The sequence below is a fragment of the Shimazuella sp. NTD248 genome (assembly GCF_059510395.1).
Window position 1 is genome coordinate 93,146 of the sequence record NZ_JCAJZT010000007.1, and the last position, 19,422, is coordinate 112,567.

Here is a 19,422-nt window from a genome sequence, read left to right on the forward strand (position 1 = left end):
CAATTGAAAGTACACATCGGGGCAGGATTGAACGTCGGTCTTACTCCAGACGAGATAGAAGAAGTCATTATCCAAACCGTGCCTTATTCTGGTTTTCCTACAGCTATTAATGCACTCCATACGTTAAAACAAATAATGAAAGCAAAAAGCGATAAAACTCATACATTAGAGTGAACTTAAAGGTGTATACTTGGAATATGGAAAAAATGCTAACGATACAAAAGATGTCACAAGTCACTGGCTTGAGTACCCATACCTTAAGGTATTACGAGAAGATTGGGCTTATCTCTTCTGTTCGTCGCAAGGAAAATGGTTATCGTCTATATTCTGAAGCAGATATTGTATGGGTGGAGTTTCTAAATCGCTTAAGAGCGATCGGAATGCCTATTCAGCAAATGCAGGAATACGCTGCACTACGTATGAAAGGTGACAAGACGATAACACAAAGACGTAAAATGCTAGAGGATTACAATCAACAAGTACAGCAGCAACTATTCGACGTGAAGCAAAATTTAATCGCAATCCAAGATAAGATTAAACTGTATCGGAAAATGGAAGAAGAATATGAGAGGTCGAAAGGTAAGAACAGATTAAAAGAAGGAAGTTAAAAATGGAGAAAAAATTAACAGGGAAAGTAGCATTAGTAACTGGTGCATCAAAAGGGATAGGAAAACAAATTGCGTTGGACTTGGCATCACATGGAGCAAAAGTAGTGATCAATTACGCCAGTAGTACAGCTCAAGCAGAGGAAGTAGCTGCTCAAATTAAATCAATTGGGTCTGAGGCAATTGCGGTAAAAGCAGATATAAGTAAATTGACCGAGATCAAAGATCTGTTTTATCAAACGCTGACTGCTTTTGGCAGCTTAGATATCCTTATCAATAATGCTGGTACGATGATAACCAAACCATTGGTACTGATGACAGAAGAAGAATTCGATAATCAGTTTTCGATTAATGTAAAAGGGACGTATTTTGCTATCCAGCAAGCTGCGATGTTTATGAAAGAAAATGGACGTATTATCAATTTATCTACATCCGTAGTAGGACAAATGTTTCCAAACTATAGTGCCTATGCAGGTACAAAAGGAGCTGTTGAGCAGTTCACCCGCCAGTTAGCTAAGGAGCTGGGTTCAAAAGGAATTACGATCAATGCGATTGCTCCAGGGCCAGTAAATACTGAGCTGTTTACAGTTGGAAAAACAGAAAAACAAATTCAAACAATAGGTGGGGCAAATGCGTTTGGGAGATTAGGTGAGCCAGAAGATATTTCGAAAGTTGTATTGTTTTTAGCAAGCAATGAATCTGAATGGGTCACAGGGCAAACCATTCGAGTAAATGGCGGTTTCATTTAATAGTAAAAAGCTGACTGTAGAAAGGTCAGCTTTGTCTATTCCATGAAGATGGTAATCGAAATGTAAACCAATGATAAAGCCATCACGATATTAAAAGGTTTTCGGTATTTGGTTAAAAAAGTCTTAAACACAGAGCCAAATAAACTCCAAGTCAATGTCGCTAAAAAGCCAAATAGAGCGATAAGAGCGGAAAACCAGATGAGAGACATATTTGTATGATAATAAGGTAAGATGAAGGTTGTGATCAACGTAATACCAGATAGTATACCTTTTGGATTGATAAACTGCAACAAGATAGCGGTAAAGTAAATATGATCTTGTTTTTTATCATTCTTCTCAACTATCCCTTTACTCGTAATGATTTTATAGGCGAGATAAAGCATATAGATTCCGCCTAAAATAGTCATCGCAAATTGAATATCTGGCATGATGTCTTGCAGGAAAAGGTTCAAGTAGCTACAGGCTAACATAACAAAGAAATAACCCGTTCCGACTCCTAAACAAAAGCGAATGGATTTTTTGATCCCATATTTGTTTCCGAAAATCATGCCCATGATGTTATTTGGTCCTGGAGTAAAGCTGGTTACAAAGACATATAGCAAAAAAGAAAAGACAGGCATGCCAAATCGCTCCTTGTGGTATGTTATAATGACTGATACAGACACTATAACATACAGAACGTTTTATTGTACATATCGTACGTTATAATGTTTTATTAAAAGGAGTTTAAGATGGAAGAAATAAACCTTATTATTGCGAAAAATTTAAAGGCATTGCGAGAAGAGAGAAAACTGAGTTTAGAAAGAGTGGCAGAACTAACGGGTGTAAGCAAAACGATGATAGGTCAGATTGAAAGAGGAGAATCGAGTCCTACTATCAAAACAATTTGGAAGATAGCAAGTGGACTTAAAATTTCGTTTAGTTCCTTAATAAATACTCCTCTTCCAGATACAAAAGTAATTCCAAAAAATGAATTGCAAACGTTGACCGAATGCGATGGGAAATATCGAGTTTATTCGAACTTTCCTTTTGAGGATGGAAGGAGATTTGAAATTTATACAGTTGAAATTGAATCAGGGGCATTTGTTCAATCAGAAGCACATTCAGAAGGCACGGAAGAATATATCACTGTTTTTGATGGGGAATTAACAGTGAGCATAGGCGATGAGGAATTTGTCGTTCATTCAGGAGATTCCATCCGTTTTAAAGCAGATCGACCACATGATTACATCAATAATGGACAAGTGCAGACGAATTTAAGTATGATTCTTTATTATCCTTCCTAATTATAATAGTTAGACGTGTATGAGATGAGTGAATCTTGGGCAGAGTGTAAGTGATGGCTGAGAACGTTAACTTAGCCTATATGGAAAACAAAAAATCTAATTCGATGCTTTTCATTTAATTACTAATTTCAAAATAGTTACTATTTTACTGTGAAGCCAATCTGTCTAATCGATGGACTGGCTTTCATTTTTGTGGTTTCCATCGATCCTTAAACCCCAATTTCCTTTTGCTTGACAACTTAAATTTATGGTGTTATTATGTGGTAGAAATATTAGCCGGCAAAGTAAAAGAGGGGATTACATGCATTCATTTAAAGAGGATATAAGCTTCTCTCTTATTCAATTGATCAAAGAGCACCGCAGGCAAAGCGATGAAGCACTCAGACAGCTTGGATTACATGCATCGCAAGAGTTTGTACTTTTCCTTCTTTGGGAAGAAGATGGTTTATCACAATCCCAACTAGCTGCCCACCTTAATTTAGAGTTGCCAACGATTACTAGATCAGTGCAACGTATGGAGCGTGCTGGTTTGGTAAAGCGCCATGTTGATGAACAGGATACACGTATTTCACGTGTCTATCTTACCGAAGCCGGGCGCGCGCTCTATGAGCCAGCAATGCAGGTATGGAAAGATCTCGATGCTCGTATTTGTCTTCAAATGACTGAAATAGAACAGGTTTTGCTGCGTCGTCTGCTTCAACAATCTCTTGTTAATTTTTCTTAGAGGAGGAGCTTCCCCTTTTTTTGAAAAAATAAATAGCCGGCAAACTATATTAAGAAGGAAGGATATAAGATGAATATGGAAGTACCATTGATGAAAGATCGAATTGCTTTAGTAACAGGAGGAAGTCGTGGTATTGGTGCAGCAACCGCAATTCAGCTTGGAATACATGGGGCTCATGTGGCTGTCAACTATTACCGAAATGAAGCAGCTGCCCAAGAGGTCGTAAAGACCATTGAAAGAGCTGGAGGCAAAGCACTTGCCTTTCAAGCGGATGTCACGAAACAGGATGAGGTTGAACGAATGGTATTGCGCGTTCGAGAGAGTCTCGGACTTATTGATACGCTGGTTCTCAATGCCCCAGCTTCAAACAGTACTTCTTCTGAGATTCCTGCCCACGAACAACTTCAGGCGATTCTTGCCTCTTTTCAAGGGAGCCGTTGGGACATTTTGGATTCATTTGTTCGAGGCCAACTGCAAGCTGCTTATTATCCAAGTCAAGCAGTTCTTCCTGATATGGTGAAACAACAGCGAGGAAGCATAATCTTTGTAAGTGCCACCCATGCTCGCCGACCAAATACAGGGGGAATTGCAGTATCAGTGGCAGTAGCTAAGGCTGGCGTGGAGGCAATGATACAACATATGGCAGAGGAGCTAGGTCCCATCGGGATTCGAGTTAATACGGTGGGTGGAGGAATGATTCTTACAGATCTTAACGCCGGAGCTCCACAGGTAGTAAAAGATCAGATGGCCCAACAGACTCCTTTGCGGAGAAATGGCCAACCAGAAGATATGGCTTCTGCTATTACCTACCTCGCCTCAGATCAAGCCTCTTTTGTTACTGGTGCCTATCTCACTGTGGATGGCGGTAATTTTATCATTTAATTGTCTCATTGTGTTAACAAAGAATCGCTCAAAAACGATCAAAGCAGAAAGTGAAATAGATTGTTTTCTATACTACACTAAAAAAATCAACATAGAAAAAACAGTGATTAACTCATATCACTGTTTTTGGTATTTTATACAACACATTTAATTAATTAATATAGCCTACTCTTTCACTGCGCCAGAAGTAAGTCCTGCGACGATCCAGCGTTGGAAAAATAAGACCAAGATAACAAGTGGAACAGTCACGATAACAGATGCTGCTGCGATATCTCCCCAAGGGATGATAAATTGACCTTGGAACAAAGCAATACCTACTGGGATTGTTTTGTAGAGTTCTTCTGTATTGATGGTAAGAGCAAATAAAAACTCGTTCCAAGCAGCGATGAAGACCAAAATGGCAGTTGTAAAAGTACCTGGTAATACGAGAGGTACAATGATTCGATAAAATCTCTGAAAGGCTGAGGCTCCATCTACTTTCGCTGATTCTTCTAATTCCAATGGTATTTGCTTGTAGTAAGTTGTCAAATTCCAGATGGCTAGCGGTAGGGAAAAAGTAGTATATGGCAGAATCAAACCAAAATAACTATTGGTTAAATCAAATTGTTGCAAGAACAAATATACAGGTGCTATCGTTGCGATTTGTGGAAACATCGACACGGCGAGAATCACACCGAGCAAAATATTTTTACCTCTAAAATGCAATCGTGCAATCGCATAAGACGTAAAGGAAGCAATGATCAAGCTAAAAGCTGTGGTGATCGAAGCTACAACTGTACTGTTCCATAAATAACGAAGAAATGGTCGTTTTTCGTCTGTAAATACATTGATATAACTCTGTAGGCTAGGGTTGGTAGTATAAAAAGAGAATGCCCGCTCACCAAACAGGTCCGATGGCGGTTTGATAGACGTTATAAATTGCCAAAAGAATGGGAACAGAACAGCGAAGAGAAACAAGCATACAAATAGATAAAATATTATTTTCTTACGCATGACTGCCCCTCCTTTAATTCGATTGATTATTACTCATGATATTGGCACCTAGAAAGCGAATGTAGAAAATGCTGATAATCGCGATACAAATGAAACCGATTACAGAAAGGGCAGAACCTTCACCAAAATTCAATTGTGCAAACATTGTTTTATACGTATAGATCGAAATGGTCTCCGTTGCGTTTGCAGGTCCACCACCTGTCAATACATATACAAGATCAAAAATTTTAAATGCATCCAAAGTACGGAATAAAAGCGTTACCAGTATGGTTGGCTTTAACAAAGGAAGCGTTATCTTAAAGAACTGCTGTGTACGTGATGCACCATCAACATGTGCAGCTTCGTATAAAGAACCTGATATCGTTTGTAGTCCGGCAAGCAGTAGCAGCGTCATGAAAGGTGTTGTTTTCCAAACATCAGCGAAGATCACGGCGAACATGGACCAGAACTTTGATGTGAGCAATGTGCCCATGTCTGGTATAAGTCCAATGAAATGAAAAAATTTTGCCATAATCCCATTTTGTCCATCGAACATAAACTTCCACATTAGGGCGGAAACGACGGTTGGAATTGCCCATGGAACTAGGACAGATGCTCGAACAATACCACGACCTTTAAACTGTCTGTTGATAAGAAGCGCAATGGCTAGACCGAGCACTAATTCAATAGCAACCGAAATTATGGTGAAAACAGAAGTATTCCAGAGTGACATCCAAAAACGAGGTTGACGGAGTACATCGGTATAATGACTAAAACCTACAAAGTTTGGTTGAATGACTGTTTTTTGCAATCCATTTAACAGTCCCAGCATTCCTTGTTTATCTGTATCTTTTATGTGTAATTTTTTAATTTCCAATTGAAGCGTTTTCAATTTATCAAGTAAAGATGTCGCGGATGTTTTGTTTAACGGATATGTGATTAATGATTCAGGTACATTTCCATCATCCATTTGGATAGAATCTACTTGGTCGTACTGTTTTTCAAAGTTAGGATCATTCGCTAGACTCTCTTTTACTTCCAATACTAGCTGATCTATTTGTTTTAGTGTCGTTTCACTTGATTTGTTTTCCGGCTTTTTGAGAGAACGATCAAGGAGACTAACTAAAATAGGATATTTTTCCACAAATCCATCCATATCTAATTTATAACTATAGTAAATATCATTTTTTGAAGGGTCATTAAGGCGAACATCGTACATGCTTAACCAAAAGGTACGAATTACTGGATATACGGCTATCACAAGAATAATCAAAACCGCAGGTAAGATAAATAAGTATGCTATATTTTTTTCACTGAAGCCCCGCTTTTTGTCCAAATCATTCACCACCTATAGAATAGGGAGAGTCATGGAGGCGACTCCCCATCTGTTCTATTCCTTCATCATTTTTTCAGGATAGCTTTCAATTTCGTCTCGATGTTTTTCACTGTTACTTCAGCTGTTTGTTGTCCGGTAATAGCTTTGGATAGCTCGATTTGCATTGCATCGGAAATTTCTGGGTAAACAGGTGAAACAGGACGTGGAATTGCTTTGCTAATTCCTTCAATGAAGCTTTTATTCGCATAGAGTGGATTCGATTTTTGCACATCTTTATCATCAAAAGCAGGTAGATATGTTGGTGTAGAACCATACTGAGCAGAGATTTTTTGACCTTCAGGACCAGTGATAAATTTCAAGAATTCCCAAGCTTCTTTTTTATGTTTGGAGTATTTGCTAATACCAGACATCCAACCACCAAGAGTGGCAGCTGATCCTTGGTCACCAGCTGGTAGTGGAGCTACACCGACTTTACCAACGATTTTGGATTGTGTTTTATCTTCTGCAAGAGAATATTGATATGGCCAGTTACGAATGAATGGAGATTGACCTTGAATGAAAGCAGTATGAGATTCTAACTCTGTGAAAGTTGAAATATTTTTAGGTACTACATCCGATTGGGCAATCTCCATCATTTTTTTCAACCCTTTGATTGTTTGAGGGCTGTTTACCACAATATTTCCTTTGCTATCTAAAATTCTTCCACCGTATGAACCAGCAAACTCGATGAAATTACATACAAGACCTTCATATTGCTTTGCTTGCATGAGGTATCCAAACTGCGTACCGCCTTGCCCCTTCAATTGTTTTGCTTGTGCTAGCAGTTCATCCCATGTTTTAGGAGGATTTTTTACTAAATCCGTGCGATAAAACAAGAGACCAGCATCAATAAAACGAGGCATTGCATATTGCTGACCGTTGACATTACCTGCTTCAACAGCACCTTGGACGTATTTATCCATTGGGATGTTGTCACTTTGAATATAGCGGTCTAAAGGTTGAAGATATCCAGCTTGTCCGAATTCAGCAGGCCAGATTACATCTAGGTCAATAACATCAATCTCACTAGATTTGCTGCTGAGCATGGTAACGAGTTGATCATGGTTTTGTCCAGAATCTGCAGGCATTTCTTTGAAGTGTACTTTAATATTTGGATGAGTTTTTTCAAATGCTTCGATCAATTTTGTTGTACTACCATTTACATCTTTTCCACGAGCGAATGTTAGGTTTACGACTTCCGATTTTTTCGTATCATTTGCGGCGGGAGTGGAACAAGCAGTTACACCGACAACCAAACTAGCAATAATACCAAGCGATAGAAGCTTTTTCCCCAATTTCATCATGTTTCCTCCATGTTCTAGTATGCGATAGGAATAGTCTTTCTTTCTTCACTTGATTGCAAGGCAGCTATAACTACTTTAATGGAGTTTAATCCATCCTGGCCTGTAATGGGGACAGGTTGTTTGTTGATCAATGCTTCTACAAAAGCATCGATAACTCCACTATTCAATTGTACTTCGTTTGTGGAAACTGCTTCTGCTGCATGTTTTTCCACAAAGCTGTCACGATATTCAACGACTAGTGGGTATTCAGGATCCACTAATAGTTTCATTGTGCCATTTTCAAAATGGATGGTGGTGCTATTATCTTCTCCAGGTACAAGTGTCCAGCTGGTAGTGATCGTACCGATTGCCCCAGAAGAGGTTTTGGCTACGATAGCAGCATTATCATCGACGTCACCTGGTTTTTGTAATGTAGCAATAAGTGCACTCACTTCTTCGATTTTTTCATCTAATAACCATGTGATGAGGTCGATTTTATGGACGCCAAGATCTCCAAGGGAACCGATGAATGCTTTCTTTTTGGAAAAGAACCAAGAATTTTCTTTTTCTACGCTCCATTGCTCAGGACCACCGTGGGCAAAGGTAGTACGGAAAGTTAGTACTTTTCCGAGTTTGCCGCTTTGAATGATCTCTTTTGCAATAACATGAGGTGAGAAATAGCGTTGATTGTATCCAATCATCAATTGCACATTATTTTCTTCAGCAGTCTGAATCATCGCTTCTGCTTCTTCCAATGTAATAGACATTGGTTTTTCACAGAGAACATGTAAACCATGTTTCATTGCTGCAATCGAGATAGGTGCATGAAAAGCGTTTGGTGTACAGACACTAACTGCATCCAATTGTTCGTTTGCTAGTAGTTCATAACAGTCATTATAGGCATTGCCGCCGTAAAGTGTAGAGAACTCTTGAGCTCGTTCTAATACATCATCTGAAAAAGCGACCAGTTTAACATTTGGGTTTTGGGCGTATTCTGGAATATGGCGATGCTTGGCAATGCTACCACAGCCAATCACTCCGATACGTAAAGGTTCCATGGTATTCACTCCTAATTCCACCATAAACTTGGTAATGGCTCTTGTGGGATAACTTGTTTTAGATTGTCTACTGCTTTTTGGAAACCTTCATCAGCTGAGAAGAATGCATCTTCATGCTCGATACTCACTACATAATCGTAACCAACAACGCGGAGTGTACTGAGAATGTCAGCCCAAGTTTTCAAATCGTGGCCAAATCCAACTGTACGGAACTGCCAAGCACGAGTTTGTAAGTTTTCAAATGGTTGCATATCTGTCACACCATACATATTTACATGTTCTTGATCGATGATGGTGTCTTTCGCATGGAAATGATAGATTGCATTTTCTCTTCCTAAGATTTTGATTGCTGCAACTGGATCAATTCCTTGCCACCACATATGACTTGGATCGAAATTGGCACCAATCACCTCCCCTACAGCCTCCCGTAATTTCAACAAGGTCGCTGGAGTGTGAACAGAGAAGCCGCCGTGAAGTTCCAAAGCGATTTTCACATTGTGTTCTCCGGCGAATTTTCCTGCTCCTTTCCAATAAGGAATAATTTTCTCTTCCCACTGCCATTTTAAGACGTCGCGATACTCGGTAGGCCAAGTAACGACAGGCCAGTTTGGATATTTTGCATTTTCTTGGTCCCCAGGGGTACCAGAAAAACAATTAATTACTGGAACATCTAACTTTTCTGCTAATCGTACTGTTTGGAGAAATAAATGGTGTGATTCCTCAGCATAAGCACGATCTGGAGTTAGTGGATTCCCATGACAACTAAAAGCACTAATCGTTAATCCTCTATCATCAATTGCTTTTTTGAAAGCCCGTAATTTGGACTCATCCGCTAGGAGCTCCTCTGGATTACAATGTGCGTTGCCAGGATAGCAACCTGTGCCAATCTCCACTGCTTCAATGCCTTTTGCTTTGACATGATCTAGCATGTCTTCGAAATTCATTTTGCTAAATAGTACTGTAAAAGTACCGAGTTTCATGTAAACCATCCTTTATAAAATACTGGAAAACGTTTGCACTAAATGGATAAATTATGCAATCCATCGTGCGAAGATGTCTGACAACTTGACACAAAAAAAACAAAAAGTAACCGCTTTCATATATGGCAAATTACCAGACTAACGTTTGCCTCTATCCTACAATAAAAAAAACGATATGGAAACAGTTTTTTTTATGCAATTTTAGGCAATGTTGAAGAAATTATATCGAAATATATAAAATTCTATACGTGCTTTGCATATGTTTTCTTATCTGTTAATATGGTAGTGGAAACGTTTGCACTGGAGGTGGAATATGACTGCTGTAACAATTAAAGATGTAGCTCAGTTAGCAGGTGTTTCGCCTTCGACTGTATCTCGGGTGATATCGAATCATCCAAAGATAAGCCAAGCTACAAGAAAAAAAGTGCGAGATGCAATGCATCAGTTAGATTATCATCCAAATATCATGGCTAAAAGTTTAGTATCAAAGAATACAAATACAATTGGTCTTGTCCTTCCATACTCTTCAGATAATTTGTTTATTAACCCTTTTTTCTCTGAAGTTTTAAGAGGAATGTTAGCATATGCAAATAATAAAAATTATGACCTGCTCCTATCATCTGCTAGAAATCAGAGTGAAGAGTTAGAAGCGATCAATCGAATGGTATTAGGAAAACGTATAGATGGTGTAGTATTAATGAGTCCAAGCCGGGACGATGTAATTGTAAAAAAATTAATGGAGTATGATTTTCCATTTGTATTATTAGGAAGGTCTTTGGAATATCCGGATGTTTTATCCGTTAATAACGATAACATAAAAGCTTCTTTTGATCTAACCAACTATCTAATAGCTCAAGGACATCAAAAGATTGGGATTGTGACTGGAAAACCAGAGTTAGTAGTATCAGAGGATCGTTTATCTGGCTTCCAGCGAGCATTGAGACAAGCAGGCCTTTCGTTAAATCCAGATTGGATGATCAGCGCGGAGATGCTGGAGAAAAATGCTTATCATACCATTTCTATGTTGATGAATGCAGGCAATCGTCCAACCGCGATTTTGGTAATCGACGATGTAATTGCAATTAGTTTGATTCGCGAACTTGCAGAAATTGGTTTTGGGGTACCTGAAGATGTCTCCGTTGTCGGCTTTAATAATATTTATATGTCAGAAATGAGTAATCCATCACTTACTACCATTGATGTAGGGATCTACCAATTAGGCTATCAAACGATACAACAATTAATTCGTAAATTGGCTGGAGAAGACCACTCATCAAAAGTAATCGTACCTCATCGGTTGGTTGTTCGAGAATCAACGAAATAGAGACTTAGTTGTAAGGGTCTATTTCGTGAATAAGATATGGTTTGATTTCAGATATGAGGAGATCGAACATTTTATTTTCCAGTTCAAAATCGTGGACTTCTATCTTGTCGATATATGCTAAAATAACATCTACAAAAGTGGTTACCTTTTTGAGCTGATCAACCTCCCATGCATAGTGATAGGGGAAGGCGGATATTTCTTTTTTGAAATGCTCCAAACTTTTATTAGAGGTAATTGTGGCATAGAGGAAAGCGTGAGGTACTTCTACAATTCCTAGATAACCAGTAGAGTCCTGAGGAAAAGATTGATCCCATATCCCTTTTTGTTTTTCCATATGTAAACAAAAATCGTCGATTACATTCATATCTTACATCTCCTCAAAGAAATCTAGTCTTCTTAGCTTAACAGAAAGATCACACCTTTTGGTGCGATCTTTTCTAAATTAGGTGCACTTTGGTATACCTGCTTGCTCTAGCAGAGTAGCTTGTGTTTTGGTAATAGGAACAACTACGGGTCCAGATGCATTATCATTCATTGTGATGGTAATTTCCAAAGTATAGTGATCATCTATTGCGCGAATACAGTTTTCAACAATACTCATAGTTAAACCTCTTCTCTTTTCATCCTTTATTAATTTATGCGAAATAAATGGAGTAAGTGAAAGGCATTGGTGTAAAGATGGTGATTGTGGTGAGATGTCATTATACAACCATACTTTATTTAAAATGGAATTTAGCAGGGATGGAATAGATAAAGTATTCATCGATTAATGAAAATATTTGCGTTTTAATTGTTATTATGGTAAAATATCCACCGTGTTGAAATATGCAAGGTGTAAACAGAGAAAGTTCTATTGTTGGAAGCCCAATTCATTTGGCGCGGTCTTCGGAGCCGCAAAGATGAAAGAGAGGTAGGGCTTTTGTCGTTTTAGGTTTTCCATGCAAGGTAAAAGAGAAGTTTCTTTGTTTCTCGGAAACAGTTCATCATATAAAAAGCCGCGTCCATTTGGGTGCGGCTTTTCCAATCTATTTTTATGGTGTATTTTTGCGGCCTGACAGAGAAAGCGGAGCTGCTCACTCTGTCAGTTTGTTCTGAGACGAAGTAGCCGTAAGACGATCAGCGTTCGGAAAGACGCTTGATGATGTTCGTCAGCCTAGAAGACTGGAAGTCTTCTTCCGCAACATCGACCGTCGCAGGCTGAAGATTGGACAGGATCAACTGAAGATCACAGTCTCCCTTGGTGAAGTCATCCCGAGTTTCGATGGCAGCTGCAAAAGCATTCTGCTTCGTTCCGTTATTGCGAAAGACATCGAGAGCGGCATCCTTCATCAGGCGCACACCCTCGGATATCTTTGCAATGGGGACAATAGACTCACACTCCTTGAGGAGCTGTGCGATCATGTCCTGAAAATCAGTCTGGGGCATATTTCGTTTTCTCGCTCAGTTAACTCAGAACTTCCAATTCTTATTTTACATACTATAATTTTTATTTATTATTAGCAATGATTGAGATTGATTTGGTATAAAAATTAAAAATCCACACCTTTAGCGTGGACTTTTTTGTATATATAAGTCTATTATTTCGGCCCCCCGGCAGAGAGGAGTTGCAATTCTCTGCCGGGTGGTTCTAAGAGTGATTAGGCTTTGGGTCGTGACCGACGAGCAGCCTTGACGTCTACATTGAACATGAAATCTTCCCGAGCAGCCCTGACTGCATCGGTGAGCTTTGTAAGAAGCACAGTCTCCAGTTGTTCATCACGGTCGACAAATTGTTTGCAAGCCTCCCGAGCAGCCTGACTGGCTGCAGAGCGTGCATGCTTGCCTTTCTGCTTGAAGATCAGCTGGGCAGCAATCTTCATCGCGAGAACACCGTTTTCGATCTTCTCCGTAGAGAAGGTGGCTTCGAGGGTGGCAATGTCATCCACGGATGCCATCAACTTTTGGGCATCAGTGTCGCCGTCCTCAGCTTTATTGATGACTTCCAGAGCGTCGTTGATGAGATCACGAGTCAAGTACTCCGCGAGCTCCAACTCCAGTGCCTGTCGGGTGCCCTTACGATTGGTGGTGAACTCCCGAGCAGCATTATCTGCAGCTTGGAAGGCTTCCTGCTGTCCTTCAGGAGAATCCGGATTCGTTCGAAGAACTCGGAGTGCAGCAGCAAGCATAACTTGCTGACCCTGCTCGACCGTGCTCATGTTCCTCTTCAAGTCATTCCTTTCTTAGAACCGATAATTCCTAATCATTATATTATAATTTTTATTTTTATGGTGCAACATTATGAACTTTCGGCTTGGATTTTAAAATCTTTTGCCACAAATGTCTTTTCATGCCCGACAAACCAATGGAATTTACATTTGCTAAAAATCATAAATCTTTGCAAGAGCTTCAAAGTATTAGGGCGCTGCAAGGCTTGATCTACTGCTTCTTCAGAGGAAAAAAAGATTTGAACTTGATAAAAAAGATTGCGCAGGGGAGTTTGGTCATATTGGTTAAATGGAGTAGACCTAAGTTGAAGGCAATTAATTTTTTCAATTTCAGGTATGAGGAGGGAAGAAGATGCGATTTTTTCTTCATAAAATTCCATAATCTCTTCATGATTGGTCTCTGGGGTTAATTCCAATATAAGTGTTATGATATACATGAGAACAACCTTTCTTATTTTAGATAAAAGAATATTTAATAGACTTCAATTCGCTAGAATATCTTCATATTCCTACTTGCGGATATATTTATTTTTGGTTCCAAAATAGTTTTTAAAGCGCATACAATTTTAATCATGAAAAAATACAACCAAAATGGAGTATTGGAATAGTATCATCTGTTTTTTTAACATGCTACAATTACAAATAGAAAAAGAAACTGTGGAATTCCCTAGGATTTAGGAGTTATAGTGTGTGCTGAGCTCAAAGAAATGGATGGAGTGGTTCCGGCCATTCATCTGGAAGAACCTTTGCTTCCTGAATGGTTGCAGGTTGCGATTGACAGTACTTGGCATGGTCCAGGATACAACGGTACCATCTATGCTGCTATCGTCAGTGAAGATGCTCGGAATATCAGGCTCTTTCCTACAACATTTGCAGTCCTGATAAACAGGGACAAGATGCTCAAGCTTCGGATCAACAGATTTTTCCGACATATGTCCCTACTGGCACTTGGTGAGGCTGTTAGGCAGCTAAATGAGACAGAACTGGATGCCTCCATCAAGTTGAAGGCAGAGATAGTTGGAAATGACCTGCATGTAGTAATCCGTTTCCAGACTGTCAACATTACTACTGTGGGCGTATGCCGAAGTAGAAAGAATAAGAGACTAGCAGTCTTGGGTTACGATCCCCGTGTAGGTATTTCTGCTTTCGGGGGGATACTCGATTTCCCCGATCTCTTCGCTCATGCAGAAAGAGAAGTTTTCGAAGAGGCAGGATTTCGTGCAAAGAACTTGCGAATTGTCGGAATGATTCGTGTCGAGAAATCGGTTATTTTGGTGGGCGTCTTTGATGCACCTGCCAAGTGGATCTGTCGGCTCCGTTTTCCTTTCCGGCAAGATCACGATAAAGAGATGAAGTCACTTGTGTTTATTCCGGAAGACAAGGTCAGGGAAGTACTTCATCTTGGGCAAAAGATGTGGTCGCCATTGCCTCAGGTTCTAGAAAAGGCATTTAGCTAAATCCCTGAATGCCACAAGCACACCCCATTCCTTTAACAAGGGAATGGGGTGAAGAATTTTAAGGAGAATTTTTTAAAAAAATGAACGAAAGTAGTAGATTGAATATTCAAATACAGGAAGTAAAGAATGCAATCGTACGGAAAATAGAAAGATAATAATTTGATATAATAGAGGGGTAAATCGACCCTTTTACCCAGAGAGGTACAATGAATCTCATAGATCCCTTTGCAAACTGGAACAGTAGTGCTATGGCATATCACCTACGAAAACTGATAAGTTCTGCTAGGGCAGTGTGCTTCGACTTTGATGGTCCTGTTGTAAAACTCTTCAAAGGATACCCTGCTGAAGAGATTGCCGATGCCATGAAGAGTGTTATCCGTCGCCATGGTTTGTCCGTAGACTGGAGAGAAAAAGATCCGCATGTGATCTACCGGCATGCTGCGGTTTCTTGGCGAAATCATCCAGTCTTTGAAGAGCTAGAAGATTTGCTGATAAGGACAGAATGTTTGGCTGCCCTCACAGCAGAACGAACTCATCTGTATCGGTTTTTGGTAGATTTTTGGCTTAAGAGAGAAATTCCAGTCGCAATCACTACAAATAACTCTCCTAGAGCAGTAGAAACATTTCTTAGGAGACCAGATGAGAACAGCTACCATCTGTTTGAGCAGAGGATTTTTGGTCGAACAGAAGAGACATTCGATAGGATGAAACCCGATCCGTGTATTCTAAAGATCGCATTGGAGGCTCTCAATGTGGCTCCAAAAGATACACTGATGATCGGGAATGCGGTAACAGACTTTCAGGCTGCGCAAAGGGCGGGAACTGCTTTTCTCGGGTATGCACAAACAGATACGGAGTATGTAGACCTGAAGGAAGCAGGGGCTCCAGTCATCATTCCTAGCTATGCTTGGGTGTTCCAAGCGCTTGGCATGTCATATCCAAGTATGCTAATTTTGGATGATGTCGAGAAGTATTACTAGGGTTGATTGGACACCATTTGAAAATAAAATGGTGTCCAATTCATTTTTGGTTACAAAAAAGCATACCTCTAAAGAGAGATATGCTTTCAGGATTAAAAGGACAACCATTTTTTAAACATATGTTTTGTTGCTTCACGATTCATCGTTGCGATCGCTGTGGTTAAAGGAATACCTTTTGGACAAGCTTGAACACAGTTTTGGGAGTTTCCGCATTGTTGCAATCCACCATCAGAGATCAATGCTTCTGTACGTTCTCCTTTATTGAGAGAACCAGTTGGGTGAGCATTAAATAAGGTTACTTGTCCTACTGCAAATGGACCTATGAAGGCAGAGTTATCATTTACGTTTGGACAAGCTTCTAGGCAGACACCACAAGTCATACATTTGGAAAGCTCATAACGCCATTGTTGCTCGGTAGCAGATTGGCGAGGTGCAGGACCTAGGTCGTGAGTACCATCTACAGGAATCCATGCTTTTACTTTCTTCAAAGCATCGAACATCCGACCGCGATTGACGACAAGGTCACGTATAACAGGGAAAGTGCTCATGGGACCGATACGAATAGGTTGTTCAAGTTTGTCAACTAGAGCAGTACATGCTTGTCGTGGCTTTCCATTGATAACCATTGAGCAAGCTCCGCAAACTTCTTCTAGACAGTTGGATTCCCACTGGATTGGTGCAACTTTTTCCCCTTTTGCATTTACTGGATTACGCTGAATTTCCATCATTGCAGAGATGACGTTCATGTTTTTCCGATAAGGGACATGGAATTCTTCATTGTATGGCTTGCTATCTGGACCATCTTGTCGAGTAAAAATCAAGTGAACCGTTTTTTGTTGTTCCGTTGTAGCTGTTTGTTCACTCATTTCTTGTCACTTCCTTTCGCGACATCATAACGACGAGGGCGTGGTTTGATTAATGAAGTATCGACATCTTCATAGGATAATTCTGGTCCTTCTGGGGTAAAGCGAGCTTTTGTTGTTTTTAGGAAATCTTCATCGTTACGATCAGGAAACTCTGGCTTGTAGTGGGCTCCACGGCTTTCATTACGATTTAACGCTCCTAAAGTGATGACACGAGCCAGTTGCAGCATGTTCCACAAATGGCGAGTAAATGGTGCAGCAGAGTTACTCCATCTGCTGGTGTCTACCATGTCGATTTTTTTGTAGCGTTCTATTAGTTCTTGGATTTTTTCATCTGTTTGTTGGAGACGATCGTTGTAACGTACAACTGTTACGTTATCGGTCATCCATTCCCCAAGCTCACGATGGATGACATAAGCATTTTCTGTCCCCTCCATTTTGAGCGTGTTTTCATATTTGTCTTCTTGTACTTTTCGTTGGGATTCAGTGAAGTCAGGATCAAAATCTACTACAGATTTATCTAATCCACGAATATATTCAATTGCTTTTGGTCCTGTGATCAATCCACCATAAATACAGGAAAGCAGAGAATTAGCACCGAGTCGATTGGCGCCATGATATTGATACTCACATTCTCCAGCAGCAAATAATCCAGGAATATTTGTCATTTGATCAAAGTCTACCCATAGTCCACCCATCGAATAGTGCACAGCAGGGAAGATTTTCATTGGAACTTTGCGTGGGTCTTCGCCGATAAATTTCTCATATATCTCGATGATTCCACCAAGTTTGATGTCCAATTCTTTGGGGTCTTTATGAGATAGATCAAGGTAAACCATGTTTTCTCCGTTAACCCCAAGTTTTAAGTCTACACATACTTTGAAAATCTCACGAGTTGCGATGTCACGAGGAACGAGGTTTCCGTATGCAGGATATTTTTCTTCTAAGAAATACCAAGGTTTTCCATCTTTGTATGTCCAAACTCGTCCACCTTCACCACGTGCAGATTCGGACATGAGTCGAAGTTTATCGTCTCCAGGAATCGCAGTTGGGTGAACTTGAATAAATTCACCATTTGCATAGTAAGCTCCTTGCTGATAAACCGCACTTGCAGCAGTACCCGTGTTGATCATAGAGTTGGTAGATTTACCAAATATAATACCAGGACCACCAGTAGCTAAAATAACAGCATCAGCAGAAAAAGCTTTAATTTCTGTACTGCGCATATCTTGTGCTACGATACCACGGCATTTTCCTTCATCATCTTGCACGATGGAAAGGAATTCCCATTGTTCATACTTGACTACTTTTCCTTCTACTTCATAGCGACGAACTTGTTCATCTAAAGCATAAAGAAGCTGCTGTCCGGTGGTAGCACCAGCGAACGCAGTACGGTGGTGTTTGGTTCCGCCAAAGCGGCGGAAATCAATCAAACCTTCTGGTGTACGGTTGAATGGTACTCCCATACGGTCCATCAAATAAATGATTCCAGGAGCTGCTTCACACATTGCTTTTACTGGAGGTTGGTTTGCGAGGAAGTCTCCTCCATAGATGGTGTCATCAAAGTGTTCCCAAGGAGAATCTCCTTCTCCTTTGGTATTTACTGCTCCATTGATCCCGCCTTGTGCACATACGGAGTGGGAGCGTTTTACAGGTACGATGGAGAAAAGTTCTACCGTAGCTCCTGCTTCAGCAGAACGCAGTGCAGCAGCAAGTCCTGCCAAACCGCCCCCAACGATAATTATTTTTTCGTTCATTCGGTATAGCTCCCTTCTATTGCAACGCTGACACGTTATTTGCAAAGTTTGGATCGTGGAATGCAACAATAGAACTGATGCCAAAGTAGGAAATGACAACAAAAGCTACAATCCATACCCATGTTGAGACAAGTTGAGCTCGTGGTCCGATTGTGACACCCCAACTGACGAGGAATGACCACATACCATTACAGAAGTGGAATACGGTGGAAATAACACCAATTCCATATAAAATAGCTGTTACATCATTTGATAGGAGACTAGCGGTATGAGCAGCTAACTCATTTGCTGTTGGTGTAGGATCAAATAATACTTGTACTCGAGTTTCCCATACATGCCAAAGAATAAAAATAAGTGTAATAACGCCTGTAATTCGTTGAATTACAAACATGTAGTTCCGGAAGGTACCAAATTGACTGACATTATTTTTCGCACGAAAAACAATGTATAGGCCATAAAATGCGTGGTACAGCAGAGGAATAAAGATAAAAAAGATTTCAAGGACAGGCAAAATAGGGATACCCCATAGAAAATTTACTGCTTCTACAAATGCGTCTGCGCCTTGGGTTGCATGATAGTTCGTATAAAAGTGTTCGAGCAAAAAAAAGCCAACCGGTATCACACCTAGTAGGGAGTGAAGCCGCCGGTTGAGAAAATCAGTCTGATTGCTCACAACTAAGCCTCCATTTCTCATTACCGTTATTGAATGTTTTCACAGGGTCTTTAACGTTTCTTATTGTACTCTCATAACTATGGAGCGTCAAGAAATCGACAGAGTTACTTATGCATATAAGAGAGTGATTTGCTAAAAATATTTTGATAGATAGGCTGGAATGCTTCACCTGTGAGTACCGTAATTCGGTTTTTTAAAAAAGATAAGTAAAATTAAAAAATGAAAGGAATATACAGAAAAAGTGTATGAA

At 40.0% G+C, this 19,422-nt stretch carries 23 protein-coding genes; 9 read left to right on the forward strand and 14 right to left on the reverse strand.

Annotated features, from left to right (window positions below):
- Positions 1-3: 3 nt before the first annotated feature.
- The 3 genes from AC5WOE_RS15690 to AC5WOE_RS15700 are packed head-to-tail and all read left to right on the forward strand — an operon-like array spanning position 4 to position 1,354.
- Positions 4-174: a carboxymuconolactone decarboxylase family protein gene (locus AC5WOE_RS15690; RefSeq protein ID WP_496052971.1), complete on the forward strand. Its 171-nt coding sequence runs from the start codon at positions 4-6 to the stop codon at positions 172-174.
- Positions 175-197: 23 nt separating this feature from the next.
- The gene (locus AC5WOE_RS15695) at positions 198-608 is read left to right on the forward strand and encodes a MerR family transcriptional regulator (protein WP_496052972.1); all 411 of its coding nucleotides are present in this window, start codon (positions 198-200) and stop codon (positions 606-608) included.
- Between the two features lie 2 nt (positions 609-610).
- Positions 611-1,354, forward strand: coding sequence for an SDR family oxidoreductase (locus AC5WOE_RS15700; RefSeq protein WP_496052973.1), 744 nt, complete (start codon positions 611-613; stop codon positions 1,352-1,354).
- A gap of 35 nt (positions 1,355-1,389) precedes the next feature.
- Here the strand turns inward: AC5WOE_RS15700 and AC5WOE_RS15705 are convergent, their stop codons facing one another.
- Positions 1,390-1,974 carry a LysE family transporter gene (locus AC5WOE_RS15705; RefSeq protein ID WP_496052974.1) on the reverse strand — a complete coding sequence of 195 codons (585 nt, stop codon included), beginning with the start codon at positions 1,972-1,974 and terminating at the stop codon, positions 1,390-1,392.
- 111 nt (positions 1,975-2,085) lie between these two features.
- On the opposite strand from AC5WOE_RS15705, the gene AC5WOE_RS15710 reads away from it, so the two are divergent.
- The 3 genes from AC5WOE_RS15710 to AC5WOE_RS15720 all read left to right on the forward strand — a co-directional run bounded on the left by AC5WOE_RS15710 (position 2,086) and on the right by AC5WOE_RS15720 (position 4,246).
- Positions 2,086-2,640, forward strand: a complete 555-nt coding sequence (locus tag AC5WOE_RS15710; protein WP_496049333.1) for a helix-turn-helix domain-containing protein — start codon at positions 2,086-2,088, stop codon at positions 2,638-2,640.
- Positions 2,641-2,941: 301 nt separating this feature from the next.
- Positions 2,942-3,364, forward strand: coding sequence for a MarR family winged helix-turn-helix transcriptional regulator (locus AC5WOE_RS15715; protein WP_496052975.1), 423 nt, complete (start codon positions 2,942-2,944; stop codon positions 3,362-3,364).
- Positions 3,365-3,433: 69 nt separating this feature from the next.
- On the forward strand, positions 3,434-4,246 hold the full coding sequence (locus AC5WOE_RS15720; RefSeq protein WP_496052976.1) for an SDR family NAD(P)-dependent oxidoreductase: 813 nt from the start codon (positions 3,434-3,436) through the stop codon (positions 4,244-4,246).
- Between the two features lie 165 nt (positions 4,247-4,411).
- Here AC5WOE_RS15720 and AC5WOE_RS15725 read toward each other — a convergent pair whose 3' ends face one another.
- The 5 genes from AC5WOE_RS15725 to AC5WOE_RS15745 all read right to left on the reverse strand — a co-directional run bounded on the left by AC5WOE_RS15725 (position 4,412) and on the right by AC5WOE_RS15745 (position 9,914).
- Positions 4,412-5,239: a carbohydrate ABC transporter permease gene (locus AC5WOE_RS15725; RefSeq protein ID WP_496052977.1), complete on the reverse strand. Its 828-nt coding sequence runs from the start codon at positions 5,237-5,239 to the stop codon at positions 4,412-4,414.
- Positions 5,240-5,252: 13 nt separating this feature from the next.
- Positions 5,253-6,554: a carbohydrate ABC transporter permease gene (locus AC5WOE_RS15730; RefSeq protein ID WP_496052978.1), complete on the reverse strand. Its 1,302-nt coding sequence runs from the start codon at positions 6,552-6,554 to the stop codon at positions 5,253-5,255.
- A gap of 65 nt (positions 6,555-6,619) precedes the next feature.
- Positions 6,620-7,894, reverse strand: coding sequence for an ABC transporter substrate-binding protein (locus AC5WOE_RS15735; RefSeq protein WP_496049328.1), 1,275 nt, complete (start codon positions 7,892-7,894; stop codon positions 6,620-6,622).
- A 17-nt stretch (positions 7,895-7,911) separates the two neighbouring features.
- On the reverse strand, positions 7,912-8,934 hold the full coding sequence (locus AC5WOE_RS15740; RefSeq protein WP_496049327.1) for a Gfo/Idh/MocA family protein: 1,023 nt from the start codon (positions 8,932-8,934) through the stop codon (positions 7,912-7,914).
- A gap of 11 nt (positions 8,935-8,945) precedes the next feature.
- Positions 8,946-9,914 (reverse strand): sugar phosphate isomerase/epimerase family protein, encoded by a 969-nt coding sequence (locus AC5WOE_RS15745; RefSeq protein WP_496049326.1) that lies wholly within the window; start codon positions 9,912-9,914, stop codon positions 8,946-8,948.
- Positions 9,915-10,227: 313 nt separating this feature from the next.
- On the opposite strand from AC5WOE_RS15745, the gene AC5WOE_RS15750 reads away from it, so the two are divergent.
- Positions 10,228-11,238, forward strand: a complete 1,011-nt coding sequence (locus tag AC5WOE_RS15750; RefSeq protein WP_496049325.1) for a LacI family DNA-binding transcriptional regulator — start codon at positions 10,228-10,230, stop codon at positions 11,236-11,238.
- A 4-nt stretch (positions 11,239-11,242) separates the two neighbouring features.
- On the opposite strand, the gene AC5WOE_RS15755 is transcribed toward AC5WOE_RS15750, so the two are convergent.
- The 5 genes from AC5WOE_RS15755 to AC5WOE_RS15775 form a co-directional block, all read right to left on the reverse strand.
- Complete coding sequence (locus AC5WOE_RS15755; protein ID WP_496049324.1) at positions 11,243-11,602, reverse strand: hypothetical protein; 360 nt, start codon at positions 11,600-11,602, stop codon at positions 11,243-11,245.
- Positions 11,603-11,680: 78 nt separating this feature from the next.
- Entirely contained in the window at positions 11,681-11,839 is a 159-nt protein-coding gene (locus AC5WOE_RS15760) for a hypothetical protein (protein WP_496049323.1), read from the reverse strand.
- A gap of 515 nt (positions 11,840-12,354) precedes the next feature.
- Positions 12,355-12,663 (reverse strand): hypothetical protein, encoded by a 309-nt coding sequence (locus AC5WOE_RS15765; RefSeq protein ID WP_496049322.1) that lies wholly within the window; start codon positions 12,661-12,663, stop codon positions 12,355-12,357.
- 212 nt (positions 12,664-12,875) lie between these two features.
- A complete protein-coding gene (locus tag AC5WOE_RS15770) occupies positions 12,876-13,433 on the reverse strand; it encodes a hypothetical protein (RefSeq protein WP_496049321.1) in 558 nt (185 codons plus the stop codon).
- 80 nt (positions 13,434-13,513) lie between these two features.
- The gene (locus AC5WOE_RS15775) at positions 13,514-13,822 is read right to left on the reverse strand and encodes a hypothetical protein (protein ID WP_496049320.1); all 309 of its coding nucleotides are present in this window, start codon (positions 13,820-13,822) and stop codon (positions 13,514-13,516) included.
- 306 nt (positions 13,823-14,128) lie between these two features.
- Between AC5WOE_RS15775 and AC5WOE_RS15780 the strand changes: the two genes are divergently transcribed.
- Both AC5WOE_RS15780 and AC5WOE_RS15785 read left to right on the forward strand, forming a co-directional pair.
- Complete coding sequence (locus AC5WOE_RS15780; protein WP_496052979.1) at positions 14,129-14,899, forward strand: hypothetical protein; 771 nt, start codon at positions 14,129-14,131, stop codon at positions 14,897-14,899.
- A 206-nt stretch (positions 14,900-15,105) separates the two neighbouring features.
- Complete coding sequence (locus AC5WOE_RS15785) at positions 15,106-15,879, forward strand: HAD family hydrolase (RefSeq protein WP_496049318.1); 774 nt, start codon at positions 15,106-15,108, stop codon at positions 15,877-15,879.
- A gap of 92 nt (positions 15,880-15,971) precedes the next feature.
- Here AC5WOE_RS15785 and sdhB read toward each other — a convergent pair whose 3' ends face one another.
- From sdhB to AC5WOE_RS15800, 3 genes are read right to left on the reverse strand one after another with little or no spacing between them, the layout of a single operon-like run.
- The gene (gene sdhB / locus AC5WOE_RS15790; protein ID WP_496049317.1) at positions 15,972-16,745 is read right to left on the reverse strand and encodes a succinate dehydrogenase iron-sulfur subunit; all 774 of its coding nucleotides are present in this window, start codon (positions 16,743-16,745) and stop codon (positions 15,972-15,974) included.
- Positions 16,742-18,499 (reverse strand): succinate dehydrogenase flavoprotein subunit, encoded by a 1,758-nt coding sequence (sdhA, locus tag AC5WOE_RS15795; RefSeq protein ID WP_496049316.1) that lies wholly within the window; start codon positions 18,497-18,499, stop codon positions 16,742-16,744. The genes sdhB and sdhA overlap by 4 nt, the downstream gene beginning before the upstream one ends.
- A gap of 16 nt (positions 18,500-18,515) precedes the next feature.
- Entirely contained in the window at positions 18,516-19,172 is a 657-nt protein-coding gene (locus AC5WOE_RS15800; protein ID WP_496049315.1) for a succinate dehydrogenase cytochrome b558 subunit, read from the reverse strand.
- Between the last annotated feature and the right edge of the window lie 250 nt (positions 19,173-19,422).

What these genes read in the sequence shown, in the direction of transcription:
- AC5WOE_RS15695 (WP_496052972.1), top strand. Translation starts at nt 198, where the DNA reads ATGGAAAAAATGCTAACGATACAAAAGATGTCACAAGTCACTGGCTTG.
- AC5WOE_RS15700 (WP_496052973.1), top strand. Translation starts at nt 611, where the DNA reads ATGGAGAAAAAATTAACAGGGAAAGTAGCATTAGTAACTGGTGCATCA.
- AC5WOE_RS15705 (WP_496052974.1), bottom strand. Translation starts at nt 1,974, where the DNA reads ATGCCTGTCTTTTCTTTTTTGCTATATGTCTTTGTAACCAGCTTTACT.
- AC5WOE_RS15710 (WP_496049333.1), top strand. Translation starts at nt 2,086, where the DNA reads ATGGAAGAAATAAACCTTATTATTGCGAAAAATTTAAAGGCATTGCGA.
- AC5WOE_RS15715 (WP_496052975.1), top strand. Translation starts at nt 2,942, where the DNA reads ATGCATTCATTTAAAGAGGATATAAGCTTCTCTCTTATTCAATTGATC.
- AC5WOE_RS15720 (WP_496052976.1), top strand. Translation starts at nt 3,434, where the DNA reads ATGAATATGGAAGTACCATTGATGAAAGATCGAATTGCTTTAGTAACA.
- AC5WOE_RS15725 (WP_496052977.1), bottom strand. Translation starts at nt 5,239, where the DNA reads ATGCGTAAGAAAATAATATTTTATCTATTTGTATGCTTGTTTCTCTTC.
- AC5WOE_RS15735 (WP_496049328.1), bottom strand. Translation starts at nt 7,894, where the DNA reads ATGAAATTGGGGAAAAAGCTTCTATCGCTTGGTATTATTGCTAGTTTG.
- AC5WOE_RS15740 (WP_496049327.1), bottom strand. Translation starts at nt 8,934, where the DNA reads ATGGAACCTTTACGTATCGGAGTGATTGGCTGTGGTAGCATTGCCAAG.
- AC5WOE_RS15745 (WP_496049326.1), bottom strand. Translation starts at nt 9,914, where the DNA reads ATGAAACTCGGTACTTTTACAGTACTATTTAGCAAAATGAATTTCGAA.
- AC5WOE_RS15750 (WP_496049325.1), top strand. Translation starts at nt 10,228, where the DNA reads ATGACTGCTGTAACAATTAAAGATGTAGCTCAGTTAGCAGGTGTTTCG.
- AC5WOE_RS15755 (WP_496049324.1), bottom strand. Translation starts at nt 11,602, where the DNA reads ATGAATGTAATCGACGATTTTTGTTTACATATGGAAAAACAAAAAGGG.
- AC5WOE_RS15760 (WP_496049323.1), bottom strand. Translation starts at nt 11,839, where the DNA reads ATGAGTATTGTTGAAAACTGTATTCGCGCAATAGATGATCACTATACT.
- AC5WOE_RS15765 (WP_496049322.1), bottom strand. Translation starts at nt 12,663, where the DNA reads ATGCCCCAGACTGATTTTCAGGACATGATCGCACAGCTCCTCAAGGAG.
- AC5WOE_RS15770 (WP_496049321.1), bottom strand. Translation starts at nt 13,433, where the DNA reads ATGAGCACGGTCGAGCAGGGTCAGCAAGTTATGCTTGCTGCTGCACTC.
- AC5WOE_RS15775 (WP_496049320.1), bottom strand. Translation starts at nt 13,822, where the DNA reads ATGGAATTTTATGAAGAAAAAATCGCATCTTCTTCCCTCCTCATACCT.
- AC5WOE_RS15785 (WP_496049318.1), top strand. Translation starts at nt 15,106, where the DNA reads ATGAATCTCATAGATCCCTTTGCAAACTGGAACAGTAGTGCTATGGCA.
- sdhB (WP_496049317.1), bottom strand. Translation starts at nt 16,745, where the DNA reads ATGAGTGAACAAACAGCTACAACGGAACAACAAAAAACGGTTCACTTG.
- sdhA (WP_496049316.1), bottom strand. Translation starts at nt 18,499, where the DNA reads ATGAACGAAAAAATAATTATCGTTGGGGGCGGTTTGGCAGGACTTGCT.